Here is a 13895-nt window from a genome sequence, read left to right as displayed (position 1 = left end):
ATGGCAAAATTCCTGATCAGCCGCCGCAAATTCCTCACCTCCGCCAGCCTCGGCCTGTCCGGCATCGCGCTGTCGGGTTGTGACGTATTCGACAGCGGTCTCGGCATCGGCGGCGGACTGCGCAGCTTCCTCGAAAACGCCAATGGCCTGACCTGGCGCGCGCAGCGCCTGCTTGCCGGCCGGGACGCGCTGGCGCCGGAATTCACCGAGGCCGATATCCGCCAGCCGCAACGGCCGAACGGCGTTACCGCGCCGGACGACGACACCTACAAGGGCCTGCTCTCCAACAATTTCGCCGACTGGCGCCTCGAGGTTTCAGGCCTCGTAGAGAAGCCGCTTTCGCTGACCCGCGAGCAGCTTCAGAACATGCCGAGCCGCACGCAGATCACCCGCCACGACTGTGTCGAAGGCTGGAGTTGCATCGCCAAATGGACCGGCACGCCGCTGTCGCTGGTGCTGGACCAGGCCGTGGTCAAGCCGCAGGCCCGCTATGTCATGTTCCACTGCCTCGACACGATCGAGCAAAGCCTGTCCGGCGACATCAAATATTACGGCACCATCGACCTGATCGACGCCCGCCACCCGCAGACGATTCTTGCCTACGGCCTGAACGGCAAGCCCCTGCCGGTCGAGAACGGCGCGCCGCTGCGCGTGCGGGTCGAGCGCCAGCTCGGCTACAAGATGCCGAAATACATCTACAAGATCGAGCTGGTCGACAGTTTCGCCAATGTCGGCGGCGGCCGCGGCGGCTACTGGGAGGACAATGGCTACGACTGGTATGGCGGGATTTGACGGCCCTCGCCTACAGGCCGAGCACGATCTAGCGGCCGCCGAGCTTGGTGTCATCGAGGAGCGTCTCGACAACGACAACCGGCGGCTGACCGGTCGTGGCGACAACCGTGCTCTGGTCTTTGCGCTGCGGGATGAGCAAGGCCGCGCCGTCGGGGTCGCCGCCGGCTATTCCTGGGCGAGCATTGCCGAGCTCACGCTGGTGTGGGTCGACGAAGCCTATCGAGGCGTTGGCCACGGCAGGAAGCTGCTCGATGCCTTCGTCGCGGAAGCCGCCGCGCGCGGCTCGCTGCGGATATGGGTTTCGACCCACGACTTCCAGGCGCCTGGCCTGTACGAAAAGGCCGGCTTCGAGCGCATGGCCGAATTGACCGGCTGGCCCGAAGGCCATTCCAACATCATTCTTTGCAAGACGATTGCAGGAAACGCCTAAGCCACTTTCTCAAGCAGCGGTTTCAGCGCCGGATGGACTTCCGGCGCCGCGTGCTTGATCAGCGTCAGCAGCGCGCGCTCGTTGTCGCGCAGCGGCCGCCGGCCGCCGCCGACACGCTCGGCAAGCCATTCGGCCTCGCTGGCGTCGATCGTCTCGGCGCGGCGAGCACGCGCTTCGGCGGCCCGGTTCCTGGCTTCCCATTCGGCCTCGATATCGCCGGACGAATGATAGGCTTCGACGATCGCCGCGAAACCACCCGAGACCATCCGGCTGAAGAAGCCGCCAAGCGTCGGCGCTGCCTCGTCGAGGAAGTTTTCGTGGCGCAGCGCCACTTCCCGCGTCGGCGGCTCGTAGCCGGTCGAGCACATGACGTGGTTGGCGATCGCCTTGACGAAGAGGTCGCTCCAGGACGGATCGTTGTCGGCTGCCGCGGTCCGGTCGTTGATCCTGAACAGGACCTCCGCCTCGGCCTTGCTGATGGCGATGTTGCCGTCGCCGCCATAGGCATAGAGGATGCGCCGCAGCAGATCGACCTCGGCCTTAGCGATATGGCCCGGAACCAGGCTGCCGCCATGCATCAGCGGACCCTTGCCGTCTATTACCGCATGCGCGACCTGTTCCAGCGCATAGGCCGAGAGCTCGCTGGGGGAGGACCTCGCTTCCTCCAGCACATGCACCAGCAGTTCAAGCTCGGTGCGGCCATCGACTATGCCGTCGCGCGAGACGGTTCGGACCAGCCAGTCGGCATTCTGCTCGGAGATATAGCCCTCCGGCTTTTCCTGGTGGACGATGTAATCGGTCACCGCCTCGACGAAGAACGGCGCCCATTCGCCGCACTTGTCGCGCGCCGTCTGGTCGAGCGCGAACAGCGCCTCCGCCTCGCCGCGACTCACCGCGCCGTCGGCGAAGACCTCGCGCCGCAGCATCGTCACATCTTCGGCCGTGATCTTGTTCTTCGAGATCAGCCCCGCCACCGGAGCGCTCATGATCAATTCGCCCATCTGCCGTCCCTGCCCGTCGCCCGTTGCCGGCGAACTGAGTGCGTTACCCCGCCAAGCTTTATCAGCATTATCTTGAGAAACCGGCAAACGGCGTGGTTAGCGAAGCCTTGTCGGCCAATCCATGTCGCTGAAAAGCAGGACGCGCTTAAAATGTCGCTGGGAGGTGACAAGGTGTCGCCGACGGGCTATGGATGACACGTCGAGGACTTAGGCGACTGAGTCCTACCTGTTTGCGGGAGAGAGCAGCGCAAGCTGTCGCCGAAGGGGAAATCGCCCGAAATCTCTCAGGCAAAAGAACCGTGGACGGGAAAGACAACTCTGGAAAGTCGGGAATCTTCCCGCGCCGAAGGTGTAAGCGCTGCCGACAGAGTTACGGGGCGCGAGTCTCTCAGGCTTCAGACAGAGGGGCACGACTAGGCCGCCAATGGCGGTCGATCGCCGTGCGACTCTGGAGAAGACATGACAGGCCAAGACACCAGACACCTCCCCCTTGAGGATTTGCATCAGGCCGCGGGCGCGCGTTTCGGCGCCTTCGCCGGCTGGTCGATGCCGCTCACCTACCCGCCCGGCGTGATGAAGGAGCATCTTCACACACGCGAGCATGCCGGCCTGTTCGACATCTCGCATATGAAGCTGTTCGAGGTCTCCGGTCCGGGAGCCACTGCCTTGTTGAACCGCGCCTGTCCGCTCGATGCCGGCGCGCTGGAAATCTCGCAGTCCAAATACACCTTCTTCCTCAACGAGGCTGCCGGCATCATCGACGACCTGATCGTGACGCGCCTGGGCGATAACCGGTTCATGGTGGTGGCCAATGCCGGCAACGCGGTGGAGGACGAGAAGCATCTGCGCGCGCTTGCTGCCGGTTTCGATGCCAGGGTCGATCCGCTCGACCGCGTCTTCCTGGCGATCCAGGGGCCGGACGCCTGGGCAGCTTTGGCGCGGGCCGGCATCGAGACCGGCTCGCTGCTTTTCATGCATGGGGTCGAGCCCCGGCAAAACTGGTTCATGAGCCGCTCCGGCTACACCGGCGAGGACGGGTTCGAGATCGGCCTGCCGGAAGCGGATGCGCGGGATCTGGTCGCCAAGCTGCTGGGGGACGAGCGCGTGCAGTGGATCGGCCTTGCCGCCCGCGACAGCCTGCGGCTCGAGGCCGGGCTTTGCCTGCACGGCCAGGACCTGACGCCCGAGATAAACCCGGCAAACGCGGGATTGATGTGGGCAATTCCCAAGGAAGTTCGCGCTTCCGGCCATTTCATCGGCGCCGACGCGCTGCGCTCGATCCTCGAGCGCGGGCCGTCGCAGAAGCGCGTCGGCCTGAAGCCCGATGGACGCCAGCCGGTGCGCGCGGGCGCCGCGTTGATCGATGCCGACGGCCATCCGGCCGGTCATGTCGCTTCGGGCGGCTTCGGCCCCTCGGCGGGCCACCCGGTCGCCATGGGCTATGTCAACGCCGCGCTTGCAAAGGCCGGCACGAAGCTCTTCGCCGATGTCCGCGGGACGAAAATTCCAGTGGACGTCACGCCCCTGCCCTTCACCCCACACCGCTACCGCAAAGGATGATTCCAGATGGCAAAGACCTATTTCACGGAAGACCATGAGTGGCTGCGCGTCGACGGCGGCGTCGCTACGGTCGGCATCACCGATTATGCGCAGGAACAGCTCGGCGATCTCGTTTTCGTCGAGCTGCCGGAAATCGGCCGCAAGCTCGCCAAGGGCGACACCGCCGTCGTGGTCGAATCCGTCAAGGCGGCCTCGGACGTCTACGCGCCGGTCGACGGCGAGATCACCGAAGCCAACGCCTCCCTGTCGGCCGACCCCTCGCTGGTCAATTCGGCCGCGACCGGCGACGGCTGGCTCTGGAAGATGAGGCTGGCCAACGAAAGCCAGCTCGACAGCCTCATGGATGAAGCCGCCTACAAAGCCCATATCGGCTGATATCAGGATCCTGGAAATGACCGCAGCACCTATTCCCTTCTCGGCCCGCCACATCGGCCCAGGCGTCAACGACGTCAGGGCAATGCTCGCCGTCATCGGCGTTCCATCCGTCGAAACGTTGATCAGCCAGGCCGTGCCGAGATCGATCCGCCTCGACCTGCCGCTCAACCTGCCCGCTCCGGCGAGCGAAGCCGAAGCGCTGGCCGAATTGTCGGCGATCATGGCGAAGAACACGGTGCTGAAGAGCTTCATCGGCGCCGGCTATCACGGCGTCTTCGTGCCGCCGGTCATCCAGCGCAACCTGTTCGAGAACCCGGCCTGGTACACGGCCTACACCCCATACCAGGCCGAGATCAGCCAGGGCCGGCTGGAGATGCTGTTCAACTTCCAGACCCTGGTCGCCGAGCTCACCGGCCTGCCGGTGGCGTCGGCCTCGCTGCTCGATGAAGCGACTGCCGTCGCCGAAGCCGTCGGCATTGCGCTGCGCCACCACCGCGACAAGCGCACCAAGGTGGCGCTTGCCGGCACGCCGCATCCGCAGACGCTGGACGTCGTGCGCACCCGCGCCGAGCCGCTCGACATCGAGGTCGACGGCGAGACGATCGACGACAACACCGCCGCCTTGCTCGTCTCCTGGCCGGACACGTTCGGCGTCTATGGCGACCACAAGGCGGCGATCGAGAAGGCCCGCGCCGCCGGCGCGCTGGTCGTCTTCATCGCCGATCCGCTGGCGCTGACGCTGACGGATGCGCCGGCGAAGCTCGGCGCCGACATCGCCGTCGGTCCGATGCAGCGCTTCGGCGTGCCGATGGGCTTCGGCGGCCCGCACGCCGCCTATTGCGCCGTCTCCGACAAGCTGACCCGCCTGATGCCAGGCCGCCTTGTCGGCCAGTCGACCGATACCAAGGGACGCCCGGGCTACAGGCTGGCGCTGCAGACGCGCGAGCAGCATATCCGCCGCGACAAGGCCACCTCCAACATCTGCACCGCGCAGGCGCTGCTGGCCAACATGGCCACCGCCTATGCGATTTGGCACGGCCCCGCCGGCCTGCAGGCAATTGCCGGGCAGATCCACGCGTTGGCCGGCCGCCTCGCCTCGGGCCTCAAGGCAGCCGGTGTTTCGGTGCTCGGCGCGAGACGCTTCGATACGGTCACGGCCGAGGTGAAGGGCAAGGCCGCTTCGATCGCGCAAGCCGCCGAGAAAACCGGCCGGCTGTTGCGCGTCATCGATGCCGACCATGTCAGCATCGCCTTCGACGAGACCTCCACGGAAGCCGATCTCGAGGCGATCGCTGCCCTGTTTGGCGCCAAGCCCGGCGCGGCTGAAGGCAGCTCCATGCCGGGCAAGCCGCGCGGCAAGGAGTTCCTCACCCAGCCGGTCTTCCACGACAATCATTCCGAAACCGAGATGATGCGCTTCCTGCGCCGTCTGGCCGACAAGGACCTGGCGCTCGACCGCACCATGATCCCGCTCGGCTCCTGCACCATGAAGCTCAACGCCGCCGCCGAGATGATGCCGGTGAGTTGGCCGAGCGTCGCCAATCTGCATCCCTTCGCGCCGGCCGGCCATTCGGCGGGCTATCGCAAAATGGCCGCCGACCTGGAGGCATGGCTGTCGGAAATCACCGGCTTCGACGCCGTCAGCCTGCAGCCCAATGCCGGCAGCCAAGGCGAATATGCCGGCCTGCTCGCCATTCGCGCCTATCACCGCGCGCGCGGCGAAGGCCACCGCACCATCTGCCTGATCCCGTCTTCCGCGCATGGCACCAATCCGGCAAGCGCCGCGATGGCCGGCATGAGCGTCGTCGTCGTGCGTTGCCTGGACGACGGCAATATCGACATGGACGATCTGCGCGCCAAGGCCAATGAGCATTCCAAGAACCTCGCGGCGCTGATGTTCACCTACCCTTCGACGCATGGCGTCTACGAGGAAGGCGCGCGTCATCTGTGCGCGCTGATCCACGAGCATGGCGGCCAGGTCTATTTCGATGGCGCCAACCTCAACGCCCTGGTCGGCCTCGCCCGTCCCGGCGACATCGGTGCCGACGTCTGCCACATGAACCTGCACAAGACCTTCTGCATCCCGCATGGCGGCGGCGGCCCGGGCGTCGGTCCGATCGGCGTCAGGGCGCATCTGAAACCCTATTTGCCGGGCCATGTCACCGAAGGCTCGGCGCATGCCGTGGCGGCGGCGCCCTTCGGCAGCGCCTCCATCCTGCCGATCACCTGGATGTATATCCGCATGATGGGCGGCACCGGCCTGAAGCAAGCGACGGAGACGGCGATCGTTTCGGCCAACTATGTGGCGACACGGCTCGCGCCGCACTACCCGCTGCTCTACAAAGGCAGAAGCGACCGCATCGCCCATGAGTGCATCCTCGACACACGCGTGCTCAAGGATAGCGCAGGTATCAGCGTCGACGATATCGCCAAGCGCCTGATCGACTATGGCTTCCATGCGCCGACGATGTCGTTCCCGGTTGCCGGCACTCTGATGGTCGAGCCGACCGAGTCCGAGCCCAAGCGTGAGCTCGACCGGTTTTGCGAGGCGATGATCGCCATCGCCGCCGAGGCGGCGAAAGTGGCGAAGGGCGAGTGGCCGTCCAGCGACAACCCGCTGGTCAACGCCCCGCACACCGCGGCGGAAGCGCTTGCCGGTGAATGGAAGCATCCCTATTCGCGACTGGAGGCGGCCTATCCGGCGGGCGACGCCGATCTGGCGGCGAAATACTGGCCGCCGGTCTCGCGCATCGACAACGTCGCCGGCGACCGCAACTTGGTCTGCTCCTGTCCGCCGCTGTCGGAATATCTCGGCGCGGCCGAGTAGCGTCTGCTCAGGCAGACTTCAGGGCCGGCCCGGCATCGGGCTGGACCGCTCCGTCCTGAACGACGACACGGTTGCGCCCGGCACGCTTGGCCGCATAAAGCGCGGCGTCGGCCTGCGCCAGCACCTCATGGAGCGGACGGCCCGCGATCGACCCGAAACCCATACCGCCGCTGACACTGCTGCGCAGCGGCCCGCGATGGGTCGCGACGACCTCGGTGCCGAAAGCGACGCCGATCCGGCTTGCAATGTCATGCGCTTTTTCCGGTGTCACGCGCGACATGACGAGCGCGAATTCCTCGCCGCCCAGCCGGAACGCGTCGATCCCTGTCCTGCCATATTTCCTGATCACCGCCGCGAAGCGGCAAAGAACCTGGTCGCCGACGGGATGACCGAAGACGTCGTTGGTCATCTTGAAATGGTCGAGATCGAACATGGCGATCGCCATGAACGGACCGAAGCTGCGCTCGCCGTAAAGCTCGGTGAGCGCCCTGCGGTTCATCAGGCCGGTCAGCGGATCGGTCATGGTTTCGGCCTTGAGCTCGATCTGCGCCTGCAGATGGTGCAGTGAAAGCGTCAATGCGCCGAGGCCGGTCATGCAGGCGACCGCGACGACGGAGTTCAATCGCTCCGCCCAATTGTCGGGCGCGGCGCCGAGAACCCATTGCTCTTGCGTCAGCAACGCCAGGCCGCACAGCACGAAGGACAAGCCGCAGGCGCCGCTGAGGAACGAAACGACGAGCAATATCCGGCGGTCGTGATCCCCCTTCATCCAGAACATCGCCCCGATCGCCGCAAGCAACGCCGTCACGGCCGCATAGGTGATCTGAAAGCCGATGCCGTCGAAACCGAGAAAGGTGAAGATCGCGCAGGCAGCCATCGCGGCCAGCGTCGGCACGATGGCGCGGCGGTAGTCGCGAAAGCCGAGATACTGCATCGCCGACAGGCAGAGGACCAGGAAACCCAGGGTCAGCAGCGCGAGCACGACCTGGCACAGCCAGGGATCGGCATTCTTGGTATAGCGCCAGAACGCGACGACATGGGCGACGAGCACGAGGATGCCGCAGGCGACCGTGAGCACGAAGCGCGCCCTCGGTGTGGCGAGCCAGATCGCAAACATAGTGATGCTGAGGCATGTACCCGACAGCGCCGCCGCGAGCAGGAGCGAACTGAAATCCAACATCCTGAAGAACTGCCTCTAGCGGGTGCCCGTCGCTCCTCAATGTAGACTGGCGGCGCCCGGCGCAAACCGTTTTCGGCGGACACCCAACGCTACCTCGACACAGGGTTTACAAAGCGTCGACATGTGAGGCGAAATCCCATGACGGCACACGGAATACGCGAAGCGGGAGCAGGATCAGCCCTTGTCGAGCAGCGCCAGATTGGCATCGACCACTGTCTGATCGGCCATGCCGGCCTTGGCCTCGAGCAGCAGCGCGCGCGCTTTTTTCTTGTTGCCGCGCAGAAGCTGCGAATAGCCCATATTGTTGACGATCTGCGGCTTGCGCCCGGCGACCTTCAACAGCTGCATATAGGCGCGATCGGCGAAGTCGAAGCGGCCAAGCTCGTCATAGGATGCGGCAAGCCCCATCCAGGCCTCGGCATTGTCGGACTTGAGCTCGACCGCCTTGCGGAAATGCTGTTCGGCAAGGCCGAAATTCGCCTCGCGGAACTGCGCCTTGCCTTCAACGAGGTCGTTGGCGCTGACGTCCTTGGCCACCGGCTGGATCGCCGTGGTCTTGGTCGTGTCGACATCGTTGTTCGTCGTGCAGCCGGTAACCATCAAGACGGCCGCCAATGCCGCCGCTGCCCTGGGAAGTCTCTGACGCATGCCCCTGCCCCATCGCCCGATTTGCCGGGTCGTTCTTCAGGAAAAACGATACAGGACAGCGATTAAGCTTCGGTGCCGAAATGCAGATAAAATTCGGTTGCGCGCCAAGGATGCGTTAACCACGGCTATGTCCTGGATTCAGGTCAGGCCGAGTCGAAAATGGCGGATTCCGAGAACCGGGGCGGAGCGCAGGAAGCTGCCGTTTGCAAACCGGCCTCAGCTGAATACTCAATGCGCGGTCAGCTTCACGATGATCGGAATGATGGCGATCATCAGCACCACCGGCAGGATACAGACCGTCACCGGGACCGACATCTTGGCCGGCAGGGCATGCGCCTTCTCCTCGGCCAGCGACATGCGCTTGTGCCGCATTTCGTCGGAAAAGACACGCAGCGAGCCCGACAGGCTGGTGCCGAGTTCCTTGGATTGCTGCAGCAGCGTCGCGAAGGAGCGAACCTCGTCGAGGCTGAGGCGGTCGGCAAGCGCCTTCAGCGCGTCGTCGAGGCTGCGCCCGGCCCGCAACTCCAGCGACACCAGGATCAGGTTCTGGCTGAGCGACGGATAGGTCCTGGCAAGCTCCCTGGAGACCCGCTCGATGCCGGCCTCCATGCTCATGCCGGCATCGGAGCAGACGATCATCAAATCCATGAAATCGGGAAAGCCGTTGCGGTATTCGCGCATCTTTTCCCGAATTTTCTGCATCAGCACCAGGCCAGGCAGGAAATAGCCGCCGGCAGCCGACAGGATAATGAAGGTCCAGCGGCTGGTCATGGTCGACTCGGCGCTTGCCGCCCAGTGATTGACCAGGAATGCGCCGAGCGCCGCGCCGACCAGCGCGGCGAAACGGATGAGGAAGAACATGCCGACGGCGCGCGGTTCCATGTAGCCGGCCTGGATGAGCTTCAGGCGCAGCCGCGCGACATTTTCCGGATCGCTCTTGGCGTAGAACTCCTGTGCCCGTTTCACCGCCTTCTCGCGCACGGCATTGGTGCTCTTCTTGGGCGCGGGCTCCGCCTGCTCGGCCGGTTGCAATGTCTCCACCTTCAGCCGGCGCTTGACCTCGCCGCGATCGCCCTTAGCGAGCACCAGCGGCCAGGCGACGGCGCCGCCGCCCAGCACAAGGAGCAGCACGGCGAACGGCACCAGCGAGGTCGGCGCGAGCGAGGCGAGGAAGCGGATCACGTCTTCCATCTCAGAACCTGAAATTCGACATCTTGAACATGATGGCGTTGCCGAGCAGCAGCCAGATGATGGAGCCGCCCATCATGTACCAGGTCTTCGGCACGTCCCAGACATCCTGATAGAACTGCGGCATCAGCACCATGATGGCGGTGAACAGAAGCACTGGCACCGCGGTCAGGATGTAAGCCGACATGCGCCCTTCCGTCGAAATGGCGCGCACCTTGCGGCGCAGCTTGCCGCGGTCGCGGATCGTCGCCGACAGGCCATCGAGGATCTCGCGCAGATTGCCGCCCGAACTGCTCTGGATCGAGACCGCCGTGACGAACAGCGGCAAGTCCTCATGCCCCACCCGGTCGAAAAGATTGTTCAACGCCGAGACCAGGTCGGAGCCGTAGGTCACCTCGTCGGCCACGACGCCGAACTCGGTGCCGATCGGATCGGCCATCTCGCGCGACACCATGGCAATCGCCACCGGCACCGGATGGCCTGCCTTCAGCCCGCGCGTGATCAATTCAAGCGCCTCAGGCAGTTGCATCCCGAAACGCTTGTGCCGGCGCTTGCGCATCCAGCGCAATGCCATGACCGGCAACACCGGCAACAGCAAGAGAAGCAGGATAAGGCCGAACAGGAGCGGCAAGCCCTTCCAGATCGCCACGAGCGCCAGGGCGAGAGCGATCCCCGATGTGATCGTCAGGAATTTCGGCAGCGGCGTGCTTATGCCGGACTGCGTGCGCAGGGCGCGGAAGCGGTCGAGGGAAAAGATGGAGGTGCCGCCGTCGATCCCGCGTTCCTTGCGCAGTTGGATCAGCACCTGCTCCTGGCTGATCTTGTTCTCCGCGAGCTTCATGCGGCGGTTGATGGCCGTGCGCTTGTCGCTGCGCCCGGCATAGAGCAGATAAAGGCCCTCGGCGATCATGATGCCGGTGAGCGCCGCCGCGGCGTAGACGACGTAGACCGGGCTGAATCCCTCGAACACCGGCCTAGTCCTGCGGCCGGCCGGGTTCGAAATACTTGCCCGGGAATTCGATGCCCATGTTGCGCAGGTCCTCGAGGAAGCGCGGGCGGATGCCGGTCGCCTCGAAGTGGCCGAGGATCTTTCCGTCCGCCTCCATGCCGGTGCGCACGAAACGGAATATCTCCTGCATCTGGATGACGTCGCCTTCCATGCCGGTCACTTCGGCGACGCTGGTCACCTTGCGCTTGCCGTCGGAAAGGCGCGTCAGCTGGACGATGATGTCGATGGCGCTGGAGATCTGGCTGCGGATCGACTGCACGGTCATCGGCATGCCGGTCATCCCGAGCATCTGTTCCAGACGCGAGATGGCATCGCGCGGCGTGTTGGCATGGATGGTGGCCATCGAGCCTTCATGGCCGGTGTTCATTGCCTGCAGCATGTCGAAGGCTTCCTCGCCGCGACATTCGCCGAGGATGACGCGGTCGGGGCGCATGCGCAGCGCGTTCTTGACCAGGTCGCGCTGCTTCAATTCGCCCTGGCCCTCGATGTTGGCCGGACGCGTCTCCATGCGCGCGACATGCGGCTGCTGCAATTGCAGCTCGGCCGCGTCCTCGATGGTGATCAGGCGCTCGTCTTCCGGAATGAAGGCCGACAAAGCGTTGAGCATCGTCGTCTTGCCCGTGCCGGTGCCGCCGGAGATGATCGTGGTCTTGCGGGCATGCACCGCCGCCGCCAGCACCTCGGCCATGTTCTGGGTGATGGCGCCGAATTCGACGAGCTTGTGCAGGCCGAGCTTGTTCTTGGAGAACTTGCGGATCGACACCAGCGGGCCGTCGACGCCGACGGGGCGGATCGCCGCGTTGAAGCGCGAGCCGTCGAGCATCCGGGCGTCGACCATGGGCTGAGATTCATCGACGCGGCGGCCGACCGCCGCGACGATTTTATTAATGATTCTAAGCAGATGCGCCTCGTCCTTGAACGGGATGTGGACCTGCTGCAGCTTGCCGCGCTTTTCGACGAAGCAGTTCTGGTGGCCATTGATCAGGATATCGTTGATCTCGGGATCCTTGAGCAGCGGCTCCAGCGGGCCGAGGCCAACCATCTCGTCGACGATGTCATCGACCAGGGCGTCGAGCTCGGCATTGTTGATTGCCATCCGCTCCTGGCGCGTCTTTTCCGAGACGAAATCATGCACCTGCCGGCGCATTTCATCCCGGGGCAGCCGCTCCAGCGCCACGAGGTTGATCTCCTCGAGCAGCATGCGATGGATGCGCACGCGTGCGTCCAGCACCTTGTTGGCGCTCTTTGCGGGGGCTGCCTCAGGCCTGGGCGGCGCCGGTTTGCGGGTCGTCGGGATGATCACTGCATTGTGCGTGACCGGCGCGGGTTCGGGCGCCCGCTGCGGGCGGACGTCGCGGCTCTGCAGGTTGGAGAAGCGGCTGGTCATCCTGCCTTCCTCTTCAGCAAGCCTTTGCCCAGGCCGAACAGCGACCTCGACTTGGCGATCGTCTGGACGGCCTCCTCGGGCAGGATGATCTTCTTCAGGTCGTTGACGACATTGGCGTTGGGGTCGATGGCGTGCAGCGGTACGCCGCGGTCGACCGCCTCGCGCACCAGCCGGTAATTGTTGGAGATGCCGCCGACGAAATGCTCGCCGAGTATCTCCTGAACGTCGGCCTGCTTGATGCCGTTGTCGAACATCTTCTGCTCGAAGCGGTTGACGATGACGTTGGGCTTCACTTCCTTGCCGGCGGTCTCATACACGGCCTGGATGAGACGCTGCGTATGGCGCAGGCAGGGCACCGTCATCTCGGCGACGATATAGAGCTTGTTGGAACCCAGCAGCACCGTCTCGGTCCAGGGGAACCAGGTGCGCGGCATGTCGATGACGACATTGTCGAAATAGGCCGCCACGAGGTCGAGCATGCGCACCACGACATCGGTCTTGAACGAGCGCATGTCCGAGGGTCGCGTCGGCGCGGCAAGCACGCACAGCCCGCTCGCATGCTTGGACAGCATCACGTCGAGCAGTTGCCGGTCGAGGCGCTCCGGCTGGTTCTCGATTTCGGTGATGTCGAAGCGCGGTTCGAGGTCGAGATATTCGGCGCAGGCGCCCTGCTGGAAATTGAGGTCGACGACGCAGGTCGAGGCGCCCCGCATCACCGAATGATGCAGCTGGAAGGCCGTCTGCAAGGCGAGCGTGGTGGTGCCGACGCCGCCGGCTGCCGGCATGAACGTATAGATATGCGATTCGGTATTCTCTTCTCGCCCCGGTCCTTGCAGCGCACGGATGACGGAACGCACGAGGTCGGCCGTGGTGATCGGCTTGACCAGGAAATCGGCGACCTTGAGCTGCACCAGGATGCGTACCGCCGCCGCGTTGAATTCCTGGGTGACGACGACCACCGGAACGCTGCCTTCCAGCCGCCGCATGACACGCTGCAGCGACTCGATTTCCTCGAGCTTGGCTGCATCCATGTCGACGATGACCGTGCCGAAGTCCGCCTCGAGGATCTCGCCGCGCAGTTCGTTGACGCTCTTTTCCAGCGTCAGAAGCTCGATGACCTCGGAGGCCGCAAAAGCCGTCCGCGTGTCCTGCAAGAACGTCCTGTCCGTCGAAACGAGCAGGATCTTCTTGGTCTTGCTGCCAGATGCCATCCTCGCCAGCCCATCAATTCGATGTTGTTGATGATGTCGTCGGTGACGACACGGAGCTGGCCTTCGCACCGACGCCAGCGCTCTCGGAACCCGGACGCTGGGCCGGCACCAGAAGCCTTGTGTTCTGCACGCCGTACTTCCAGGGATCGACCATCTGCATGGCAGTGTTGGATGCCTGCGCGTTGCCGGCCGCCAAGGTCACCCCTTCGGCGCGTACATAGTCGTCGCTGGTGCAACCGCCGGCGAAACCGGCGAGCAGCAGAGCGATGCAAACGGGGATGCGCATG

At 64.6% G+C, this 13895-nt stretch carries 13 protein-coding genes and 1 riboswitch; of the genes, 5 read left to right on the top strand and 8 right to left on the bottom strand.

Annotated elements, in window-relative coordinates; translation table 11 throughout:
* Nucleotides 1–792 carry a molybdopterin-binding protein gene (locus LB535_RS08300; protein ID WP_224631841.1) on the top strand — a complete coding sequence of 264 codons (792 nt, stop codon included), beginning with the start codon at nucleotides 1–3 and terminating at the stop codon, nucleotides 790–792.
* Nucleotides 764–1222, top strand: coding sequence for a GNAT family N-acetyltransferase (locus tag LB535_RS08295; RefSeq protein WP_224631840.1), 459 nt, complete (start codon nucleotides 764–766; stop codon nucleotides 1220–1222). Before LB535_RS08300 ends, LB535_RS08295 begins: the two co-directional genes overlap by 29 nt.
* On the opposite strand, the gene LB535_RS08290 is transcribed toward LB535_RS08295, so the two are convergent.
* A complete protein-coding gene (locus LB535_RS08290) occupies nucleotides 1219–2223 on the bottom strand; it encodes a hypothetical protein (RefSeq protein ID WP_224631839.1) in 1005 nt (334 codons plus the stop codon). The two genes, LB535_RS08295 and LB535_RS08290, sit on opposite strands and share 4 nt — an antisense overlap.
* A gap of 223 nt (nucleotides 2224–2446) precedes the next feature.
* Nucleotides 2447–2533: riboswitch (glycine riboswitch) on the top strand.
* 149 nt (nucleotides 2534–2682) lie between these two features.
* On the opposite strand from LB535_RS08290, the gene gcvT reads away from it, so the two are divergent.
* Genes gcvT through gcvP form a run of 3 tightly spaced genes read left to right on the top strand, consistent with a single transcriptional unit; the run spans nucleotide 2683 to nucleotide 6985 of the window.
* A complete protein-coding gene (gene gcvT, locus LB535_RS08285) occupies nucleotides 2683–3783 on the top strand; it encodes a glycine cleavage system aminomethyltransferase GcvT (protein WP_224631838.1) in 1101 nt (366 codons plus the stop codon).
* Between the two features lie 6 nt (nucleotides 3784–3789).
* On the top strand, nucleotides 3790–4158 hold the full coding sequence (gene gcvH, locus LB535_RS08280) for a glycine cleavage system protein GcvH (RefSeq protein WP_095765085.1): 369 nt from the start codon (nucleotides 3790–3792) through the stop codon (nucleotides 4156–4158).
* 16 nt (nucleotides 4159–4174) lie between these two features.
* Nucleotides 4175–6985: an aminomethyl-transferring glycine dehydrogenase gene (gene gcvP, locus LB535_RS08275; protein ID WP_224631837.1), complete on the top strand. Its 2811-nt coding sequence runs from the start codon at nucleotides 4175–4177 to the stop codon at nucleotides 6983–6985.
* 7 nt (nucleotides 6986–6992) lie between these two features.
* Here gcvP and LB535_RS08270 read toward each other — a convergent pair whose 3' ends face one another.
* The 7 genes from LB535_RS08270 to LB535_RS08240 form a co-directional block, all read right to left on the bottom strand.
* On the bottom strand, nucleotides 6993–8165 hold the full coding sequence (locus tag LB535_RS08270) for a GGDEF domain-containing protein (protein ID WP_224525376.1): 1173 nt from the start codon (nucleotides 8163–8165) through the stop codon (nucleotides 6993–6995).
* A gap of 174 nt (nucleotides 8166–8339) precedes the next feature.
* Nucleotides 8340–8813 (bottom strand): hypothetical protein, encoded by a 474-nt coding sequence (locus tag LB535_RS08265; RefSeq protein WP_224631836.1) that lies wholly within the window; start codon nucleotides 8811–8813, stop codon nucleotides 8340–8342.
* 228 nt (nucleotides 8814–9041) lie between these two features.
* Nucleotides 9042–10004 (bottom strand): type II secretion system F family protein, encoded by a 963-nt coding sequence (locus LB535_RS08260; protein WP_224631835.1) that lies wholly within the window; start codon nucleotides 10002–10004, stop codon nucleotides 9042–9044.
* Between the two features lies 1 nt (nucleotide 10005).
* Entirely contained in the window at nucleotides 10006–10971 is a 966-nt protein-coding gene (locus LB535_RS28975) for a type II secretion system F family protein (RefSeq protein ID WP_095765080.1), read from the bottom strand.
* A 4-nt stretch (nucleotides 10972–10975) separates the two neighbouring features.
* Nucleotides 10976–12397, bottom strand: coding sequence for a CpaF family protein (locus tag LB535_RS08250; protein ID WP_140840376.1), 1422 nt, complete (start codon nucleotides 12395–12397; stop codon nucleotides 10976–10978).
* Nucleotides 12394–13608, bottom strand: coding sequence for a CpaE family protein (locus tag LB535_RS08245; protein ID WP_095765078.1), 1215 nt, complete (start codon nucleotides 13606–13608; stop codon nucleotides 12394–12396). The genes LB535_RS08250 and LB535_RS08245 overlap by 4 nt, the downstream gene beginning before the upstream one ends.
* Before the next feature lie 13 nt (nucleotides 13609–13621).
* On the bottom strand, nucleotides 13622–13894 hold the full coding sequence (locus LB535_RS08240; protein WP_095765077.1) for a hypothetical protein: 273 nt from the start codon (nucleotides 13892–13894) through the stop codon (nucleotides 13622–13624).
* Nucleotide 13895 lies beyond the last annotated feature (1 nt).

The sequence above is a fragment of the Mesorhizobium sp. CA10 genome (genome assembly GCF_020165285.1).
Classification (GTDB): Bacteria; Pseudomonadota; Alphaproteobacteria; order Rhizobiales; family Rhizobiaceae; genus Mesorhizobium.
This window is presented reverse-complemented; position numbering and strand designations above follow the sequence as displayed.

Excerpts from the sequence above, each read along its gene's own strand:
- LB535_RS08300 (WP_224631841.1), top strand. The coding sequence starts at position 1 with ATGGCAAAATTCCTGATCAGCCGCCGCAAATTCCTCACCTCCGCCAGC.
- LB535_RS08295 (WP_224631840.1), top strand. The coding sequence starts at position 764 with ATGGCTACGACTGGTATGGCGGGATTTGACGGCCCTCGCCTACAGGCC.
- LB535_RS08290 (WP_224631839.1), bottom strand. The coding sequence starts at position 2,223 with ATGGGCGAATTGATCATGAGCGCTCCGGTGGCGGGGCTGATCTCGAAG.
- gcvT (WP_224631838.1), top strand. The coding sequence starts at position 2,683 with ATGACAGGCCAAGACACCAGACACCTCCCCCTTGAGGATTTGCATCAG.
- gcvH (WP_095765085.1), top strand. The coding sequence starts at position 3,790 with ATGGCAAAGACCTATTTCACGGAAGACCATGAGTGGCTGCGCGTCGAC.
- gcvP (WP_224631837.1), top strand. The coding sequence starts at position 4,175 with ATGACCGCAGCACCTATTCCCTTCTCGGCCCGCCACATCGGCCCAGGC.
- LB535_RS08270 (WP_224525376.1), bottom strand. The coding sequence starts at position 8,165 with ATGTTGGATTTCAGTTCGCTCCTGCTCGCGGCGGCGCTGTCGGGTACA.
- LB535_RS08265 (WP_224631836.1), bottom strand. The coding sequence starts at position 8,813 with ATGCGTCAGAGACTTCCCAGGGCAGCGGCGGCATTGGCGGCCGTCTTG.
- LB535_RS08260 (WP_224631835.1), bottom strand. The coding sequence starts at position 10,004 with ATGGAAGACGTGATCCGCTTCCTCGCCTCGCTCGCGCCGACCTCGCTG.
- LB535_RS08250 (WP_140840376.1), bottom strand. The coding sequence starts at position 12,397 with ATGACCAGCCGCTTCTCCAACCTGCAGAGCCGCGACGTCCGCCCGCAG.
- LB535_RS08245 (WP_095765078.1), bottom strand. The coding sequence starts at position 13,608 with ATGGCATCTGGCAGCAAGACCAAGAAGATCCTGCTCGTTTCGACGGAC.
- LB535_RS08240 (WP_095765077.1), bottom strand. The coding sequence starts at position 13,894 with ATGCGCATCCCCGTTTGCATCGCTCTGCTGCTCGCCGGTTTCGCCGGC.